General features: G+C 64.1%; 17 protein-coding genes. 8 read left to right on the top strand and 9 right to left on the bottom strand.

What is annotated here, in order from left to right; translation table 11 throughout:
* Nucleotides 1-34 precede the first annotated feature (34 nt).
* On the top strand, nt 35-1,882 hold the full coding sequence (locus tag IB274_RS28505; RefSeq protein WP_192436143.1) for a diguanylate cyclase: 1,848 nt from the start codon (nt 35-37) through the stop codon (nt 1,880-1,882).
* A 4-nt stretch (nt 1,883-1,886) separates the two neighbouring features.
* Here IB274_RS28505 and IB274_RS28500 read toward each other — a convergent pair whose 3' ends face one another.
* From IB274_RS28500 to IB274_RS28485, 4 genes are all read right to left on the bottom strand, one after another.
* Entirely contained in the window at nt 1,887-2,234 is a 348-nt protein-coding gene (locus IB274_RS28500) for a type II toxin-antitoxin system RelE/ParE family toxin (protein WP_192436142.1), read from the bottom strand.
* A 9-nt stretch (nt 2,235-2,243) separates the two neighbouring features.
* Entirely contained in the window at nt 2,244-2,495 is a 252-nt protein-coding gene (locus IB274_RS28495; RefSeq protein ID WP_192436141.1) for a type II toxin-antitoxin system Phd/YefM family antitoxin, read from the bottom strand.
* A gap of 163 nt (nt 2,496-2,658) precedes the next feature.
* Nucleotides 2,659-3,879: a cytochrome c biogenesis protein DipZ gene (locus IB274_RS28490; RefSeq protein ID WP_192436140.1), complete on the bottom strand. Its 1,221-nt coding sequence runs from the start codon at nt 3,877-3,879 to the stop codon at nt 2,659-2,661.
* A gap of 94 nt (nt 3,880-3,973) precedes the next feature.
* The gene (locus IB274_RS28485; protein ID WP_192436139.1) at nt 3,974-4,246 is read right to left on the bottom strand and encodes a DUF2790 domain-containing protein; all 273 of its coding nucleotides are present in this window, start codon (nt 4,244-4,246) and stop codon (nt 3,974-3,976) included.
* 225 nt (nt 4,247-4,471) lie between these two features.
* Here IB274_RS28485 and IB274_RS28480 point away from each other — a divergent pair, with 225 nt between their 5' ends.
* From IB274_RS28480 to IB274_RS28465, 4 genes are all read left to right on the top strand, one after another.
* Nucleotides 4,472-5,212: a response regulator gene (locus IB274_RS28480; RefSeq protein WP_045209716.1), complete on the top strand. Its 741-nt coding sequence runs from the start codon at nt 4,472-4,474 to the stop codon at nt 5,210-5,212.
* On the top strand, nt 5,209-6,519 hold the full coding sequence (locus IB274_RS28475) for an ATP-binding protein (protein WP_192436138.1): 1,311 nt from the start codon (nt 5,209-5,211) through the stop codon (nt 6,517-6,519). The genes IB274_RS28480 and IB274_RS28475 overlap by 4 nt, the downstream gene beginning before the upstream one ends.
* A 123-nt stretch (nt 6,520-6,642) precedes the next feature.
* Nucleotides 6,643-7,281, top strand: coding sequence for a hypothetical protein (locus IB274_RS28470; RefSeq protein WP_192436137.1), 639 nt, complete (start codon nt 6,643-6,645; stop codon nt 7,279-7,281).
* A 94-nt stretch (nt 7,282-7,375) separates the two neighbouring features.
* Entirely contained in the window at nt 7,376-7,891 is a 516-nt protein-coding gene (locus IB274_RS28465; RefSeq protein ID WP_192436136.1) for a DoxX family protein, read from the top strand.
* Between the two features lie 693 nt (nt 7,892-8,584).
* On the opposite strand, the gene IB274_RS28460 is transcribed toward IB274_RS28465, so the two are convergent.
* The 5 genes from IB274_RS28460 to IB274_RS28440 all read right to left on the bottom strand — a co-directional run bounded on the left by IB274_RS28460 (nt 8,585) and on the right by IB274_RS28440 (nt 12,002).
* A complete protein-coding gene (locus tag IB274_RS28460) occupies nt 8,585-9,007 on the bottom strand; it encodes an organic hydroperoxide resistance protein (protein ID WP_192436135.1) in 423 nt (140 codons plus the stop codon).
* Nucleotides 9,008-9,019: 12 nt separating this feature from the next.
* Nucleotides 9,020-9,793 (bottom strand): DUF2063 domain-containing protein, encoded by a 774-nt coding sequence (locus tag IB274_RS28455; protein ID WP_192436134.1) that lies wholly within the window; start codon nt 9,791-9,793, stop codon nt 9,020-9,022.
* Nucleotides 9,786-10,631 (bottom strand): DUF692 domain-containing protein, encoded by an 846-nt coding sequence (locus IB274_RS28450; protein WP_192436133.1) that lies wholly within the window; start codon nt 10,629-10,631, stop codon nt 9,786-9,788. Before IB274_RS28450 ends, IB274_RS28455 begins: the two co-directional genes overlap by 8 nt.
* Before the next feature lie 61 nt (nt 10,632-10,692).
* Nucleotides 10,693-11,226, bottom strand: coding sequence for a hypothetical protein (locus IB274_RS28445; protein ID WP_192436132.1), 534 nt, complete (start codon nt 11,224-11,226; stop codon nt 10,693-10,695).
* 398 nt (nt 11,227-11,624) lie between these two features.
* Nucleotides 11,625-12,002: a RidA family protein gene (locus tag IB274_RS28440; protein ID WP_081517570.1), complete on the bottom strand. Its 378-nt coding sequence runs from the start codon at nt 12,000-12,002 to the stop codon at nt 11,625-11,627.
* A 450-nt stretch (nt 12,003-12,452) separates the two neighbouring features.
* Here IB274_RS28440 and IB274_RS28435 point away from each other — a divergent pair, with 450 nt between their 5' ends.
* The 3 genes from IB274_RS28435 to IB274_RS28425 all read left to right on the top strand — a co-directional run bounded on the left by IB274_RS28435 (nt 12,453) and on the right by IB274_RS28425 (nt 16,373).
* A complete protein-coding gene (locus IB274_RS28435; protein ID WP_192436131.1) occupies nt 12,453-13,781 on the top strand; it encodes an OprD family porin in 1,329 nt (442 codons plus the stop codon).
* 394 nt (nt 13,782-14,175) lie between these two features.
* Complete coding sequence (locus tag IB274_RS28430; protein ID WP_192436130.1) at nt 14,176-14,520, top strand: hypothetical protein; 345 nt, start codon at nt 14,176-14,178, stop codon at nt 14,518-14,520.
* Between the two features lie 182 nt (nt 14,521-14,702).
* The gene (locus tag IB274_RS28425) at nt 14,703-16,373 is read left to right on the top strand and encodes a sensor domain-containing diguanylate cyclase (protein WP_192436129.1); all 1,671 of its coding nucleotides are present in this window, start codon (nt 14,703-14,705) and stop codon (nt 16,371-16,373) included.
* The last annotated feature ends 359 nt before the right edge of the window (nt 16,374-16,732 follow it).

Raw genomic sequence — 16,732 nt, 5'->3', positions numbered from 1 at the left:
CTCCGTGGCACACCTACATCCCCGGACCCGCCGCATGCCCGCCCTCGCCCCGCACCGGCAATTCCTGTCCTGGCTTCTGCTCCCTCTCCTTCTTCTGTTGCTCTGCCCAGCCTGGGCCGATCAGATGGTCGACGCTGCCAGCGTCACCACGCAGCCGCTGACACTAACCACCTACGTGTCCGTCCTTGAGGACCCAACCGGCAATCTGACGCTGGCGGACGTGCAATCCCCCGAGCAGCAGGCGCGCTTCAAGGGCGACCAGCCGCCAGGCAGTGCGTTGGCGATGGGGTTCACCCGCTCGGCGTTCTGGTTGAAGCTGCAGCTGAAAAACTCCAGTGACGCGCCGTTGCAGCGCTTGCTGGTGGTGGAAAACCCGCGCGTTTCCCATGTGCAGGCGAACATCCCGCAGGCGGATGGTTCGTACAGAACCATCAACACCGGCAGCGATGTGCCGCAGTCGAGCAAGGTCTACCCGAATCGTAATTTCGTCTTTCCGCTGAACCTGTCGGCGCAGTCCGAGCAGGTGGTGTACCTGCGTGTGGAGTCGAGCATCGGCTTGCTGGTGCCGCTGCAGCTGTGGCCGGTGAAGGTGTTCCACGCCTATGAGCGCGACGATTACACAGGCAAGGCGTGGTACTTCGGCATCGCCATGGCGATGATCCTTTTCAACCTGATGCTGCTGTTCGCGCTGCGCGACCCGATCTATCTGCTCTACGTGGCCTTCGTCGGCTGCACGGCCTCGGCGCTGGCAATCAAGAACGGCTTGGCTCCGGATTGGGCGATCTTCGCCGTGCCGCTCAACTCGAACATCGTCTATTACTCCGGCGTGTCGCTGGCCCTCGCTGCACTGTTGTTATTCGCGCGGCGGATGATGCAGCTCGAGCGCATCCTGCCGCGCCTGGACTGGGTGCTGCGCGGGATGATCGTGCTGTACCTGCTCAGCCTGGTCGCCTATGCGTTCGCACTGCCGTATGTCTCTCGCGCCGGGATAATGCTGAATTTCGCAACTGCAGTGGTGCTGCTGGCGGCGGCCATCATCTGCGCCTTCAAGCGCCAGCGCAGTGCGTTCTTCTTCCTCGCCGCCTTCGCGCTGCTGATGCTGGGCGGGGCGATGACCTCACTGCGCGCCATGGGCATCGTGCCGACCAATCTGTTCACCGTGGACGGCCTGCAACTGGGCTCGGCGATGGAGATGATCGTGCTGGCCTTTGCCCTCGCCGACCGCTTCAACGTGATGCGCCGGGAGAAGACGCGGGTGCAGGAGGAGTTGATCCGCACCCAGCAGCAGCTTGTGGATAACCTGCGCACCTCCGAGCACGAACTGGAGCTGCGCGTCGCCGAGCGCACCGATGAGCTGCGCGAGCTGAACAACCAGCTGGAAGCCATGAGCCTGACCGACGCCCTTACCGGCATCGCCAACCGCCGCCGCTTCGATCAGGTGCTGGAACAGGAATGGGTTCATGCGCGTCGCTCTGGCGAGTCCCTGGCGCTGGCGGTAGTCGATGTGGACTGGTTCAAGCGCTTCAACGACCACTACGGCCACCTGGCCGGCGACGCCTGCCTGCGCGAAATTGCCCAGGCGCTGGCGACGACGGTCAGCCGCTCGACCGATCTGGTGGCGCGATATGGCGGTGAAGAGTTCGTCTTCTTCGCGCCGATGACCGACCTCACCGGAGTGCGTGGAATGGCGAACAAGCTGCTGCAGGCGGTGGAAGCCCTCGCCCTGCCCCACGAGCTTTCGCCGTTGGGGCGGGTGAGTGTGAGCATCGGCATTGCAGCAGCGTTGCCGGGGCAGGAAGCCTCTGCCGAGGCGCTGGTGGCAAGGGCTGATGCGGCGCTATATGAAGCAAAAAAGCAGGGGCGGAATCAAGTCGTGAGCTGACAGCCTATTCAAAGGGCCCGACAAGGCAGTACCGAATCAATTGCTGCTGGACACTCTGCTTCTGCCGCAAAACCAGAATGACTGCGATCTCGCGCCGGTGCTCATGCAGTTCATAGAACACCCGGTATGGCCCCGTATTGAACTCGCGGTAATGAAGCACCCCCAGAAGACTGGCCTGCTCACTGACCGGGTAACCAACCGGCGCTTGCGGTAGCTTCTCTTCCACCTCGACGATCAGTTCGAGCAGCGAATCCAGTGCACTCTGTTGCCCTATGAAAGGAACCAGATGATGAATCTGATCCTGGATGCTTTGCTCTGCAGTATGGGTAAATCGAGCGACCAACTCGGACACGATCGATCCTCAGTCAGGCTGCGAGAACCTTTTGGCAAGCCGGGCCTTCAGATCGTCAGCTGAGCAGTGCTTACCGTCGGCATACTGCCGCGATCCCATGGCCAGGAGCTTGACCAAGGCAATCGCCTCGTCGCGCAGCTGTCGCTCGGCGTAGGACTCGACAACATAGGCAGGCACACCATTCTGCGTAACGACCATGGGCTCGCTCAGGTCCAAGTCGGCAGCATGGCGTTTCAGGTAACTAATAGTCTCGACACGCATGAGACATTCCTCCGGTGGTGAAGAGCGTCAGTCCAGGGCGCCCTCGGCCTGAACACTATAGCCTGAATTCGGTCTGAATTTAAACCAAGCCCGGCATGGCATTTCTTGGAACCTGTTCGCCAAAGAGAAAAGAGACGGATGCACCACCCGCCCCTTCGCTCACTCAGGCCCCAGCCCTCACCCCATCCCTCTCCTTCAACAACGCCTGGATCACCTGCTCCTGCTCCTCATACCCTCCCTCGCCGATCGACAGGTGGCGAATCCGCCCCTGGGCGTCGATGAAGTAGTGCGCCGGCCAGTACTGGTTCGCGAAGGCGTTCCAGATGCGGTACTGGTTATCCAGCGCCACCGGATAGTGGATGTCGTGTTGCTTCACCGCTGCGCGGACGTTGGCCGGCACGCGCTCGAACGGGTATTCCGGCGTGTGCACGCCGATCACCACCAGTCCCTGGTCGGCGTACTTCTTCGCCCAGGTATTCACGTACGGCAGGCTGTGCTGGCAGTTAATGCAGTCGTAGGTCCAGAAGTCGACCAGCACGACCTTGCCGCGCAGATCACGCAGGTTCAGTTCGGGGCTGTTGATCCATTCCACCGCACCTTGCAGCTCCGGAGCCGGGCCGAGGTCCGGCAGGCGTTCGGCTCCGTGGGCCATGTCGCCGGGCATCAGTTGGCTGACGAGCGCAGGTACGCCGTCGATGACCTTGCGTTCCAGGCTGTTCACCAGTGTGGACGAGCTGCCGGAAGCCAGTTGCGCGCTGGTGCCGCTAGCGATGCCGACCACGGCCAGCAGGGCGAGTACGCCGGTAGCGCGGCGCAGGCCTTCGATAACGGCCATGCGCGGCCGCAGGTGCTGCATCAGCCGGCGGCCGGCGAAGAGCACGACGCCCAGCACCGAGGCACTCCCCAGGCCGTAGGCGAACAGCAGCAGGCTGGTCTGCGCGCTCGGGCCTTGCAGCATGGCGCCAGAGAGAATCAGCCCCAGCACTGGCCCTGCGCAGGGCGCCCACAGCAGGCCGGCGGCGAAGCCCAGCATCCATGCAGACAATGCCGGCGGCAAGCGGCGCGATTCGCCGTGCAGACGATCACCGATCCACGCCCAGGGCTTGGCCAGTGCGTCGCTGAAACGCGGCCAGAGCAGTGCAACGGCGGAAACCGACAGCAGCGCGAGGGCGAAGTACCGGCCCCACTCGCTGGCGGCGATCACCCAATTGCTGGAGACGGTCGCCAGGCTCGCCAGCACGGCAAAGCCGCTGGCCAGACCGAGCAGCGTGACCCACGGCGACCACGCCGGGCCGCCGGCGCGCTGCAGCAATAAAGGCAGCACGGGAAGGATGCAGGGGCTGAGCAGGGTCAGCGCCCCGCCGAGAAAGGCGATGAGCAACATGGAAACCTCAGTGGGCCGATGGCCCGTACGGTCGCGATGAATGAGCGCCGGGAAAATCAGCACCGCAGCCGTCCATGGCCGCAGCCCAGGGCGATCAGCCGCCCTCGTTGCAGTTGGTGGCGAACTTGCGATAAGCCAGGCTGTGCGGCTGGCCGCTGGAATCCAGGTAGTCCATGCGGGCGTTGACGATGCCGCAGTCGAACGGCGAGGCGTTCTCTTCGTGAATGGCCAGGACGCGCTTCACGTCAAGTTTCTGGCCGTAGTGGTAAGTCTCAGTGGGCTGGGAATCGGCAGCCTGTACACCAAAGCTGGCGAAGGCGGCGACGGCAGCGAAGAGGCAAGCGTTGGCGAGTTGGATGGCTTTCATGGTGGTTCTCCTGTCCTGTGTCGGGTTTGGCCGGCGGGGACTGTGTGCCTCGCCGTCGGTGCCCATTTCACGTTCAGGAGGTATCGGGCTTGTGTCGCGCAAGGCCAGGGTTTGCCGCGCCGGGTATCGGCGGCGGCTGTAGATACAGTGGAATACAAAGCACGGCAGGCAAGCGCGGCGCGGCGCTATAAACTCGCCTCAACCCACTACGAATGAGGAACCGGCATGGACCATGTCGATCACGTACTGATCGTCGACGACGACCGCGAGATCCGCGAGCTGGTCGGCAATTACCTGAAGAAGAACGGCCTTCGCGTGAGCCTGGCGGGAGACGGCAGGCAGATGCGCACCTTCCTCGATGCCAACAGCGTCGACCTGATCGTCCTCGACATCATGATGCCCGGCGACGACGGCCTGAAGCTGTGTCGTGAGCTGCGTGTGGGTAAGCACAAGTCGACCCCGGTGCTGATGCTCACCGCGCGCAACGACGAGACCGACCGCATCATCGGCCTGGAAATGGGCGCCGACGACTACCTCACCAAGCCCTTCTCCGCCCGCGAGCTGCTCGCGCGGATAAACGCCGTGCTGCGCCGCACCCGCATGCTGCCGCCGAACCTGCAGGTCAGCGAGGCCAGCCGGTTGATCGGCTTCGGCCGCTGGAAGCTCGACACCACCGCGCGCCACCTGCTCGACGAAGACGGCACGCTGGTTGCCCTCAGCGGGGCCGAGTACCGCCTGCTGCGCGTGTTCGTCGATCACCCGCAGCGCGTGCTCAGCCGCGAACAGTTGCTCAACCTCACCCAGGGGCGCGAGGCGGACATCTTCGACCGCTCCATCGACCTGCTGGTCAGCCGCCTGCGCCAGCGTCTGCTGGATGACGCCCGCGAGCCGGCCTACATCAAAACGGTACGCAGCGAAGGCTACGTCTTTGCGCTGGCCGTCGAACTGCTCGAGCCCAACGAATGAAATCCGTCCTGCACTGGCCACGCACGCTGGCCGCGCGCCTGGCGCTGATCTTCCTCGCCGGGCTGGTGTTTGCCTACAGCCTGTCGTTCTGCTCGCAGTTCTACGAGCGCTACCAGAGTGCGCGCAGCATGATGCTGGGCAACCTGGAGACCGATGTCAGCACCGCCGTCGCCCTGCTCGACCGCCTGCCCAGGGACGAGCGCGAGGCCTGGCTACCGATGGTGCAGCGGCCCAACTACCGCTACCGGCTGGATGGTGGTGAACCGGGCGAACCGATGAATATGGCACAGGCGCCGATGGCCGCCCTGTCCATCGCCGATGTCGTCGGGCCGCGCTACCCGCTGCGCTTCGAGAACATTCCCGGCTCCATCCCGCATTTCCAGGTGCACCTGAAACTCAAGGACGGCAGCCCGCTAACCATCGACGTGACGCCCAAAGGCGTACCCGTGGCGCAGTGGTTGCCCTGGGTACTGGTGGTGCAACTGGCGCTGCTGCTGTTCTGCACCTGGATCGCCGTGCGCCTGGCGATCCGCCCGCTGACCAGACTGGCGCAAGCGGTGGATGATCTCGACCCGGACGCCCCGGCGCCGGAGCTGGACGAACGCGGCCCCAGCGAAGTCGTCTACGCCGCCCGTGCCTTCAATGCGCTGCAGGGCCGTATCGGTTCGTACCTGAAAGAACGCATGCAACTGCTCGCCGCCATCTCCCACGACCTGCAGACGCCCATCACGCGGATGAAGCTGCGCGTCGAGCAGATGGATGACTCACCCGAGCGCGAGCGCCTGTGGAGCGACCTGGAAGAAATGCAGCATCTGGTCCGCGAAGGCGTGGCCTACGCACGCAGCATGGACGGCGCCAGCGAGGCGGCGGTGAAGGTCAACCTCGACGCCTTCCTCGACAGCCTCGTCCTCGACTACCAGGACAGCGGCCAGGCCGTGGAGCTGCGGGGCATCAGCAACGCCGTGCTGGAAACCCGCCCCCACGCGCTGCGCCGGGTGCTCACCAACCTGGTGGACAACGCGCTGAAGTTCGGTGGCTCCGCCCAGGTGGAAGTCGGGCGCGATGCCCAGGGCGCTGTGTGTGTTCGTGTACTCGACGACGGCCCCGGCATCCCCGAGGACGAACTGGCCGAAGTGGTGAAACCCTTCTACCGGGTGGAAAGCTCGCGCAACCGCAGCACCGGCGGCACCGGCCTGGGGCTGGCGATTGCCCAGCAACTGAGCCAGGCGCTGGGCGGCACGCTGACCCTGTCCAACCGCACCAGCGGCGGACTGTGCGTGCAACTGGAACTGCGCCCGGCCAACTAAACACCTGTACACAGAGATACAAGACGGCCTTCCCCGGACACATCCGGGATAAGGCCCGTCGACAAGATGGCTCCATGAACAGCGGCGGCCCCCCGCCCGCCGCGTTCGCCAAAGGAGCCCGCCATGAACCGTCCCGCCGAATCTGCCCGCCTGCATGGCTGGCGCCTGTTTTCCCTGCTGTCGCTGTTAGTCCTGATCGTCACCGCGCTGGCCCTGTGGTCCCAGCCGCAGTGGGTAGAGGCTCTGCGCAGCTCGATCCGCGTCACCGCCCGCACTTCTTTCGCGCTGTTCCTCGCCACCTTCCTCGCCTCGTCCCTGGCGGCGCTGGTGCCGAGCAACTTCACCCGCGGCCTGCTGGGTGAGCGGCGCTTCCTCGGGCTGGCCTTCGCCTTCTCCCATGCGGTGCACGCGGTGCTGATCATTCTCTACGTGAAGTTCTTCCCCGAAACCTTCTGGCACGGCCGCAGTGTCGCCGCGAACATTCCCGGCTCGGTCGGCTACCTGTTCATCATCCTGCTGACCCTTACCTCCTTCCCCTACGCGATGAAGCTCCTCGGTGCCCGCGTCTGGAAGGGCCTGCACAGCACCGGCACCTGGGTAATCGCCGGGGTGTTCTTCCTGTCCTTCTACAAGCGCCTGCCGATGGGCTCCTGGTACCCGCTGGGCTTCGGCCTGATCTTCAGCGCCATCGCCTTCAAGTTCATCGCCAAGCTGGCCGTGCACCTGCGCCGTAGCGCGCGCCCGGCGCTGCCGAACGCCTGACCCCGACTTTCTCCGCCACCGGGCGCCCCCGCGTCCGGCTGCACAAAATCTTGCCCACGATCGATTGCCCCCAACCTTGCCCACGAGGTACGCCATGACCCTGCTGACCCTGAACCCGCTCAAGACCGTTTTCGACCAACTCGACCGCCTCGCCGCCTGGGGCTGGGACATCCCGCTGCGGTTGTTCCTGGCCTGGGAGTTCTTCGAATCGGGCCTGGAGAAATGGCACGGCGACAACTGGTTCGAGCAGATCCACGCCAACTTCCCCTTCCCCTTCAACCACTTCTCCGCCGGCTTCGACTGGCAGGTATCGATGTGGGCCGAGCTGATCGCGCCAGTGCTGCTGCTCCTGGGGCTGGCAACGCGATTTGCCTCGGCCTCGCTGATCGTCGTCACCATCGTCGCCATCGCCGCGGTGCACTGGCCGGCACAGTGGTCGAGCCTGGCGGAACTGGCCCAGGGCTACTCCATCACCGACCATGGCTTCGGTAACTACAAGCTGCCGCTGATCTACCTGGTGGCGTTGGTGCCGCTGATGCTCAAGGGCTCGGGCGCGTTGAGTGTGGATGGGCTGGTGCGGCGGTTAATGGGAGCTTCGCGGAACGTCTGATCGGCCAGCGATTCATCTGATCGACCCACGACGCCCTCTCCTTTTGGAGAGGGCGTTTTTGTTTGTCTGCGGGAAGTCGGTGCAGGGGGGTGAACACGGACTTTGTCCGTTGTTCGCGGGCATGGTCCGCTCCTGCAAGGCGTGCGGTTTTCCTTCCGCGCCGCAGAGCAAGCGGCGGATAACCCGTTCCGGCTTATTCGCCCTACGTGTGGCTTTGGCTTTGGCTTTGGCTTTGGCTTTGGCTTTGGCTTCAAAGACTTCCAGAGAAACGTCCGTGCGCCGAATGCCCCGTTCAGGAGGCCTCGTTGAAGCGGAGTTTCAGGGGTTGAGCGACATGGATGTCGCGAGAGCGCTGTCGGGCCAGGGACGGCCCCTCAGCGCGTGCCCCTGAAACTTCGATTCAACGAGGAAATTTGTCGCCTAAGCGAAAAACCGGATGTCCGGGGCAAGACCTTTTGGTTCCTTTTGGGAGGGCGGCTATCCGACGTTTGCCAAAAGGAACTCGCCCGAGGGGGCGAAACCAGAATCCCGCGCGTACGCCGAAGCGGCGTAGACACACCAAACCCCAAGCTAGAGCCAGAACGTCGCGGAGAAGCTCCGCTCCCACAGGGAAGCACCTCGCGCGCCGATAGGACATAAAAAAGCCCGCACACCGATGACGGTGCGCGGGCTGCGCTGTGGACAAGGGATCAATCAGGGAATCACAAACCCCACCTCGATATTGCCGCGAGTCGCCTTCGAATACGGACAGATCTGATGAGCCTCTTCGACCAGCTTCGCCTTGTCCTCGGCGTCCAACCCCGGCAGATGCACGGTGAGCTGGGCGGCCAGGGCGAAGCCGCCGTCGGCGGTGTTGCCCAGGGATACTTCGGCGTCCACCGCCACATCGGCCGGCAGGCGCACGTTCAGCTTCTGCCCGGCGCGGCGCAAGGCGCCAATGAAGCAGGCGGACCAGCCGATGGCGAACAGTTGCTCGGGGTTGGTGCCGGGGCGGCCTGAGCCGGGCGGGCTCAGGGGCAGGTCCAGCTCACCGTCGGTGGTCTGGCCGCGGCCGTCGCGGCCGCCGGTGGTGTGGGTGTGGGCGGTGTAGATCACGGTTGCCAGGGTGTCGGTCATGACGCTTCTCCTTCAGGGGCGATGCAAGGGGGGACGACGTGGAGTGGTGCAATTCGGGCGGGTGCCGAGCACAACGCCCTGTTCTTTCAGACTGCGCAGCAGGGCGATGCCCTGCCCTTCGATGGCGGCCGGTTCCACACCGGCGATTTCCGCGAGCGCCTTGAGGTGTTGGCGCCCGGTGAGCTGCCACTGTTGCAGCCACACCAGCAGGGCATGGGCCAGCGGGGCCAGGCGCGAGAAGTACACTTTCAGGTCGGTATCCCGGCGGGCCAGCAGCAGGGTCGGTTCGGCCGGCGCCTGCGACGGGATGTGCCCGGGACCGATGTGACTTACTGGCCAGGCATAGGCCAGCGGTGTAGCGAGCGCGGACAGCAGCGGCACACCCTCGAGCAGATCACCGTCCGGGTCATGGGCCGGCTCGCTGTTGTCGCTGAGCAGCAGCGAGGTCTCGATGTATTCGTAGTGCGCGAGTTCCGCAATCCAGCCAGGCTGCTCGGCGCGGCCCTCCAGGTAGTCGACGAACTCGCCGGCAACCTCGGTGAACAGCGGCGTCTGGCAGCGGAAGCCAGCGTAGAAGTCTTCCGTCAGCGCCTGCCACTGTTCGCACGGCAGGCTGGCGTGCAGCACAGGAAAGTTGCCGGCGAGCAACCCCTGCAGGTTGCCGAAGAACAGTTGCCGGTAGACCGCCAGGCGCCGCGCCTCGATGCCGGGCAGCGGTTCGTTGGCCTGCGGATCGCGGATGTAGCGGGTCATGCGCAACTGCTGTTCGCGCAAGGTCTCAGCCATGACGCACCTCCGGTTGGCGCGCGGATCTTTGCAGGTGACGGATGGTGGCCACTTCGCCGAGCAGCTCCGCCAGCGGCGGCAGGTTGAAATCGCGCTCCAGCAGGGTCGGGACGCTGCCCAGGTGCTGGTAGGCGCTGGCCAGCAGGCTCCAGACGTCGCCCTTCACCGCGGCGCCATGGGTGTCGACCTTCAAGTCCGGCGCTTCGTCGTAGTGGCCGGCGACGTGCAGGCAGACGACGCGCTCGGCCGGTATGCGGGCCAGGAAGCCGGCGGCGTCGTAGCCGTGGTTGTGAGCGTTGACGTAGAGGTTGTTGACGTCCAGCAGCAGATCGCAGTCGGCCTCGTCGAGCACGGCGCGGAGGAAGTCGATCTCGCTCAACGCCTGGTAGGGCGCGGCGTAGTAGGAAATGTTCTCCACGGCGATACGGCGGCCGAGGACATCCTGCACTTCACGGATGCGACTGGCGATGTGGCGCACGGCCTCGTCGGTGAAGGGCATGGGAATCAGGTCGTAGAGATGGCCTTCGTCGGAGCAGTAGCTCAGGTGTTCGCTGAACAGCGGCACCCTGTGCTGATCGAGAAATTCGCGGATACGGCCAAGGAATACATGGTCCAGCGGTTCGGGGCCGCCCAGGGACAGCGACAGGCCATGGCAGGACAGCGGGAAGCGCTCGGCCAGGCGGGCCAGCCCTTCGCCATAGGTACCGCCGACGCCGATCCAGTTATCCGGCGCCACTTCGAGGAAGTCCACGGCTGAATCGTCCATTGTCAGCAGGTCGGGCAGCATCGCGCGGCGCAGGCCTAGGCCGGCTCCCTGCAGGGATGCGGTAGTGGTCATGGCGATCTCCTTTGGCGAGGTGCCCTCCCCGGCTGATGGCGCGGGGAGGCATCGGCGTGGCTCAGTTCTTGGCCTGGCTCAGCTTGCTGTACAAGTCGGACGGGAAAGGCTTGCCGTTGGAATCGAACTGGTTCTTGCGGAACTGGTAGACCTCGGCCTCGGAGAGGTAGCCATCGTGGTTGGCGTCGATGGCGTCGAACTCCGCACCAGCCTTGGGTGCCACGGCCAGCAGTTCGGCGCGGGAGACACGGCCGTCGTGATCGGCGTCGGTACGGGCGAAGGAGGCATCGCCGCACTTGCCTTCACCGCACTTGCCCTCGGCGCCGGTGGCCTTAGCCTGGGCGCCGTCGGCACCGCATTTGCCTTCGCCGCACTTGCCCTCGCCCTGGTTCGCCTTGGCCTTGGTCTTGGCTTCGTTGGCGGCGCCGCACTTACCCTCGCCACACTTGCCCTCTCCGGCCTTGGCGGCGGAAGCCAGCTGGTAGCCCTGCGGCAGGGCTTCGACGGCGAAGGCGGAGGACGCGAGGTTCAAACCGCCAGCCAGTGCGACGGCGAGCAGGCCCAGTTGGGATTTCGAGCGCAGAGTACGAGTCATGGTTTTTCTCCAGATACTGTGGCGCGTTGTGCGCCGGGTCATGCCGCAAGGGCGAATCCCTGGAACGAAGCGCTGGAGGTTGCCCTGCCGAAGCGCCGTGTCGTTCGGGTAGGGCTATTTCGCCCTGGCGATGTATCGCGGGCGTATCGGCGACAGAAGGCTTTTGTATGCGTGTGTCCGCTCAGGGAGCGGCGGATACAAAGCAATACATTCGGGAGGGCCGGAGCGGGGGCGGTTCGCGAGCAAGAACTAGGCGTCCCCCTCGCTCCTACGCAGAGCAGCATGGCGTGGACCTGTAGGAGCGAGCCTGCTCGCGAACCAGAGACGTGCTCAGGTCAAAGAAGCGGAACACATAAAGAAAGGGCCGCAATGCGGCCCTTTCCTGCAGAACGGGAAGATCAGCCCGCGCGCTTCGCCGCGATGGCGGTGACTTCCACCTTCATGCCTTCGACGGCCAGCTCTGAGATACCGACGGCGGCGCGCACCGGGTAGGGCTTGGCGAAGAAGCTGCAGTACACCTCGTTGAACGCAGCGCGGTCGGCCATGCTGGTGAGGTAGATGGTCAGGTGCAGTACGTGGTCCAGGCCGCTGCCGGCCTTTTCCAGGGCCAGTTGCAGGCTGCGCAGGGTTGCGACGCTCTGGGCCTTGATGTCGCCCAGTTCCAGGCTGCCGTCCTCGAGGGTGGGGATCTGCGTGGAAACCAGCAGGCCGCCGAAGCCGGCGACGTCGGAGGAGATGGATTCGGGGTCCGCGTCGGGGATGAAGGTAGGCGTCATGGGACAAATCTCTGCTGTCGGTGAATGGGGCACGTCGCCGCATGGGGTGCGGCGGCCGGGTCGCGCAGCTTAGCCGCATCGCCCCGATTCGCGCCATGTCACCGTGCCCGCAGCCCACGGAAATAGCGACATTGCTGATATACAAGAAACTTCCGAATGCGTTATGGCAATTGGACAAAAGTCCGGATTATTACAATTTGAGACATAGACCTTTTCATAATCCGTGATTTAAACGGCGAACTCTTTCGGCATTATGACGTCGGCTCCCCCATGCTTGGAGCAATTCGTGGGGGAATACAAAGCCAGTTAACTGCAACAATGCCAACGCAACTTCCTGCGACTTTCCGCCGTGGTCAATCCACGTCCGGATTCATTGTGCCTGCCTATAAAAACGTCCGGTTCTCACGCAACTCATCGAGCCGGTCCTCCAAGACTCTAGGGGCAATATCCATGAAGCACCTCAAACGCAGCGCCATCGTGCTCGCTGTTTCCGCCGCCGCCAGCCAGTTCGCCAGCGCCGAACCCTTCGTCACCGATCAGGCCGATGCCAAGGGTTTCGTCGAGGACGCCAAGTTCGACGTCCTGCTGCGCAACTACTACTACGACCACGACGGCAAGAACGGCAAAGCCGACAACCGCGACTGGACCCAGGGCTTCCTGGCGAACTTCTCCTCGGGCTACACCCAGGGCACCGTCGGTTTCGGCGTGGACGCCTTCGGCTACCTGGGCATCAAGCTCGACGCCGGCCGTGGCCGCGCGGGCACCGGCAACCTGCCGGTCGGCAATGACGGCAAGCCGGATGACGACTACGGCAAGGCCGGTGGCGCGCTGAAGGTGCGCATCTCCAAGACCGAACTGAAATTCGGCGACATGCAGCCGACCGCTCCGGTGTTCGCCGCCGGCGGCACCCGCCTGATCCCGCAGACCGCGTCGGGCTTCAACCTGTTCAGCAGCGAAATCGAAGGCCTGGACCTGGAAGCCGGTCACTTCACCTCCGGCACCAGCCCGGTCACCACCGCCCGCGACGGCGGCCTGTGGGCGGCTTACGCCGGCCGCGAGACCAGCGACGTCGACTTCCTCGGTGGCAAGTACGCGATCAACGACAACCTCAGCGTTTCGCTGTACGGCTCCGAGTTCAAGGACATCTGGCGCCAGTACTACGGCAACCTGAACTGGGTGCTGCCGGTCGCCGCTGACCAGTCGCTGGCGTTCGACTTCAACATCTACCGCACCAACGACGAAGGCCAGGCCAAGGCCGGTGAGATCAGCAACACCACCTGGTCGCTGGCAGCCGCCTACTCCTTCCTGCAGGCGCACACCGTGACCCTGGCCTATCAGAAGGTCCACGGCGACACGCCCTTCGACTATGTCGGCTTCGGCGACGACGGCGATGGCGCCACCGGTGACTCGGTGTTCCTCGCCAACTCCGTGCAGTACTCCGACTTCAACGGTCCGGGCGAGCGCTCCTGGCAGGTACGCTACGATCTGGCGATGGACACCTACGGCGTACCGGGCCTGAGCTTCATGGCCCGCTACATCACCGGGACCGGCATCGACGGCAGCCACGCCGACGTCGATGGCAGCTACGCCGGCATGTACGGCGAAGACGGCAGCCACCACGAGACCGACCTGGAAGCCAAGTACGTAGTCCAGGAAGGCCCGGCGAAGGACCTCTCCTTCCGAGTGCGTCAGGCCTTCCACCGCGCCAACGCCGACCAGGGTGAAGCCGACAACAACGAGCTGCGCCTGATCGTCGAATATCCGCTGTCGATCCTGTAATTCAGCACGGATATCTGGCGGAATTATTGACCGGGGCAACTTTCGGATTCGTCTTAAAGTTTGCCCCGTGTCCCGGTGAGATTATTACGCCCGTGCAGAAAGTCTCTTCCCGGAATAAAGGTTTATCCCGCCGCTGCAACTTTCTAGAATTACCCCATCTTCCCGCTTCCGCACTTTCCCTGCGGAAGACAACTCCTGACGTTGATATTGTGATTGCTCCTTCGACGTCCTTCGAGCCGCTCCTCTGGAGCGGCTTTTTTTATGCCCGGCATTGGTCGTCCCAACAATCGCCTGAAAAACGATCTGAACAAAAAATGATCGAACCGCCCAGCGAAGCGGTCCTACTCTGCGACGACGCGCTGTATTCCCGCGCGAACCACGGAGGCACCTCACCATGAGCGCAATGACCCTCGAAGGCTGGTGCAAGACCACTGCCGAACAAAAGCCCACTCCACTGGAAGACATCCGCTTCTACCTGACCAACGACGATCGCCTGCACCTGGAACAGGCTGAGGTCTACCTGCAGGAAAACGGCCAGCGGGAAATGATGGTCGATGCCGATCTCGACACCCTCGACCTGCACATGCCCGAAAGCATCGGCCCGTTGGCCGACTGCATGTTCCGCGTGTATCTGGGCGGTGCCGAACGGCGCGGCCAGTTCCACCTGGTCGGCCACGCCGCCCGCGACGGCAGCCTGATCTACACCAACGCCGTGCTGATCGACCAACTCATCAACTGACGCCCTTCTCGCCCGCCGGAAACCCGGCGGGCGAGGCGCGCTCGTCGCCCGTGTCGCAGCTGGAGATTGTGGCCGCTCAACTGCCGTGATTTCATAAAGCCAGCTGCGTCCGCCTGCCGCATGTCCGGCGCGGAGCACCTTCCAGAATCACGCCCATCCTCCGTTGAAGAAGCTGCTATCGGATGCGAACTTCCAGTAATCCTGGGGTAAAGGAGTACGGGCGATACGACGGCCTGTTGCGTCTCGCCCGCCACGCGGGTGGCGATTGCGCCGTCCTGCTCATCGACATGCGCGGCCAGTTGCTCGGCCAGCTCGGCATCGACGGTGCCGGCGCCCTCTCCCTGGCCACCCTGCTATCGCTCAACGCCGCCACCAGCCCTCTGAGCCACCAGGGCCAGCTACTGAACCTGCTGGCCAGCCAGACGTTGCGCGACCAGGAAGGCTTCCCCCAGGCGCGCCTGCTCTTACTGGGCAACGGCGACAAGGCGCTCAGCCCGGAACAGCAGACGCTGCTGGCCGATGTACTGGAGCTGGGCGAGGCCCTGCTCGACCGCGCCCGCGCACCGCTGCGGGAGAACGCGCAGCGCATGGCCCTGGCGGTGGACGGCAGCGGAACCGGCATCTGGGACCGCCACGTGCCCTCCGGCGAGATCCACTATTCCAGCGCCTGGAAGTCCCTGCTGGGCTACACCGAGGAGGAGATCGGTAGCTGTATCGAGGACGCCTACACCCGTGTGCATCCTGACGATCTCGAGTACGTGCAGAACACCATGCGCGATCACTTCGAGGGGCGCACCGAGGCGTATGAGGTGGAGCATCGCCTGCGCCACAAGGACGGCCACTACCTCTGGGTCTGCAGCCGCGGCAAGGTGGTCGAGCGCGACGCCGCCGGCAACGCCGTGCGCATGCTCGGCACCACCACCGACATTACCGCTCTGCGCGGCATGGCAGAGCAACTGCGCGAAAGCGTGGAACTGCTCACCGACCTGACCAATGAAATCCCCGGCATGGTCTTCCAGTTCCGCCGCCTGCCCGACGGCACCGGCACCTTCCCCTACGTCAGCGCCGGGGTGATGGATATCTACGGCATTCCTGCCGAGCAAATGGCGCACAACTCCGTGTTCCTGCGCGACCTCATCCACCCCGAGGACCTGCCGGCCTGCCTCGCCTCGCTGGAAGCATCAGCCACCCTGCTGCAACCCTGGCGCCACGAATACCGCGTGCAGATCGCCGGGCGCGGCACGCTCTGGCGCCAGGGCAACGCGCATCCCAAGCGGATGGAGGACGGCACCCTGATCTGGCATGGTTTCATCACCGACATCACCGAACGCAAGCGCATCGAAGCCGAGTTGCAGGTCCTGGCTACCACAGACTTCCTCACGCAGTTGCCCAATCGTGGCCACTTCATGCGCCTGATCGAGGCAGAGCTTGGCCGCGTGCAGCGCTCGACGACACACCGCGCGGCGATCCTGATGTGCGACATCGACCACTTCAAGGCGATCAACGACCGCTGGGGCCACGCCGTCGGCGACGAGGCGCTGCGCCATTTCGCCTGCATCCTCGGGCGTGACATCCGCCGCGTGGATTTCGCCGGGCGCATGGGCGGCGAAGAATTCGCCGTGGTGCTGGGGGATGCCGACGTCGCCGCCGCGCAGGTCTTCGCCCAACGCCTGCAGCAGCAATTGCTGGAGCAACCGCTGATGCAGGGAGGCCAGCGCATCCCGCTGAGCATCAGCATCGGTATCGCTTCGCTGGAAGCCAGCGACGCCTCCGCCGAGGCCGGGCTGTCCCGCAGCGACAGCGCGCTCTACCGGGCCAAGCAGAACGGTCGCAACCGCATCGAGTGCCACTGAGGGCAAACCCGCGCGGCAGAGCGTGCCGCCTGCGAGGGCGTTGCCGATCCTGAACGCCTCCCATGAAAAAGCGTGCAGAATTTTTCACCATTATGACTCTGCGTTTTAAATAATGGACTTTTCAGCACGCCTGGATATTTCAATAAATCCTTTAAAAACAATTAGATAGAGGAATTGTTAGACAGGATTTCGGCCAATATTTTTGACGCCCTTCACCGAATTCGTTTGACATATTTAACGGCTCTGGCAGGCTGGTAGGCAGGTTTCGACCGGGAAACTTCGCCTTCTGTGCGCTCCCGGCAGTGCTCGGGACCTCAGGTAGCGCGCCTTTCCGCTGCGCGCCTGCACAAAAACGATGG

The organism is Pseudomonas sp. PDM18, from assembly GCF_014852585.1.
Classification (GTDB): Bacteria; Pseudomonadota; Gammaproteobacteria; order Pseudomonadales; family Pseudomonadaceae; genus Pseudomonas.
This window is presented reverse-complemented; position numbering and strand designations above follow the sequence as displayed.

Excerpts from the sequence above, each read along its gene's own strand:
- IB274_RS28425 (WP_192436129.1), top strand. The coding sequence starts at position 14,703 with ATGCGAACTTCCAGTAATCCTGGGGTAAAGGAGTACGGGCGATACGAC.
- IB274_RS28495 (WP_192436141.1), bottom strand. The coding sequence starts at position 2,495 with ATGCGTGTCGAGACTATTAGTTACCTGAAACGCCATGCTGCCGACTTG.
- IB274_RS28455 (WP_192436134.1), bottom strand. The coding sequence starts at position 9,793 with ATGGCTGAGACCTTGCGCGAACAGCAGTTGCGCATGACCCGCTACATC.
- IB274_RS28480 (WP_045209716.1), top strand. The coding sequence starts at position 4,472 with ATGGACCATGTCGATCACGTACTGATCGTCGACGACGACCGCGAGATC.
- IB274_RS28430 (WP_192436130.1), top strand. The coding sequence starts at position 14,176 with ATGAGCGCAATGACCCTCGAAGGCTGGTGCAAGACCACTGCCGAACAA.
- IB274_RS28440 (WP_081517570.1), bottom strand. The coding sequence starts at position 12,002 with ATGACGCCTACCTTCATCCCCGACGCGGACCCCGAATCCATCTCCTCC.
- IB274_RS28470 (WP_192436137.1), top strand. The coding sequence starts at position 6,643 with ATGAACCGTCCCGCCGAATCTGCCCGCCTGCATGGCTGGCGCCTGTTT.
- IB274_RS28450 (WP_192436133.1), bottom strand. The coding sequence starts at position 10,631 with ATGACCACTACCGCATCCCTGCAGGGAGCCGGCCTAGGCCTGCGCCGC.
- IB274_RS28490 (WP_192436140.1), bottom strand. The coding sequence starts at position 3,879 with ATGTTGCTCATCGCCTTTCTCGGCGGGGCGCTGACCCTGCTCAGCCCC.
- IB274_RS28445 (WP_192436132.1), bottom strand. The coding sequence starts at position 11,226 with ATGACTCGTACTCTGCGCTCGAAATCCCAACTGGGCCTGCTCGCCGTC.
- IB274_RS28465 (WP_192436136.1), top strand. The coding sequence starts at position 7,376 with ATGACCCTGCTGACCCTGAACCCGCTCAAGACCGTTTTCGACCAACTC.
- IB274_RS28460 (WP_192436135.1), bottom strand. The coding sequence starts at position 9,007 with ATGACCGACACCCTGGCAACCGTGATCTACACCGCCCACACCCACACC.
- IB274_RS28505 (WP_192436143.1), top strand. The coding sequence starts at position 35 with ATGCCCGCCCTCGCCCCGCACCGGCAATTCCTGTCCTGGCTTCTGCTC.
- IB274_RS28475 (WP_192436138.1), top strand. The coding sequence starts at position 5,209 with ATGAAATCCGTCCTGCACTGGCCACGCACGCTGGCCGCGCGCCTGGCG.
- IB274_RS28485 (WP_192436139.1), bottom strand. The coding sequence starts at position 4,246 with ATGAAAGCCATCCAACTCGCCAACGCTTGCCTCTTCGCTGCCGTCGCC.
- IB274_RS28435 (WP_192436131.1), top strand. The coding sequence starts at position 12,453 with ATGAAGCACCTCAAACGCAGCGCCATCGTGCTCGCTGTTTCCGCCGCC.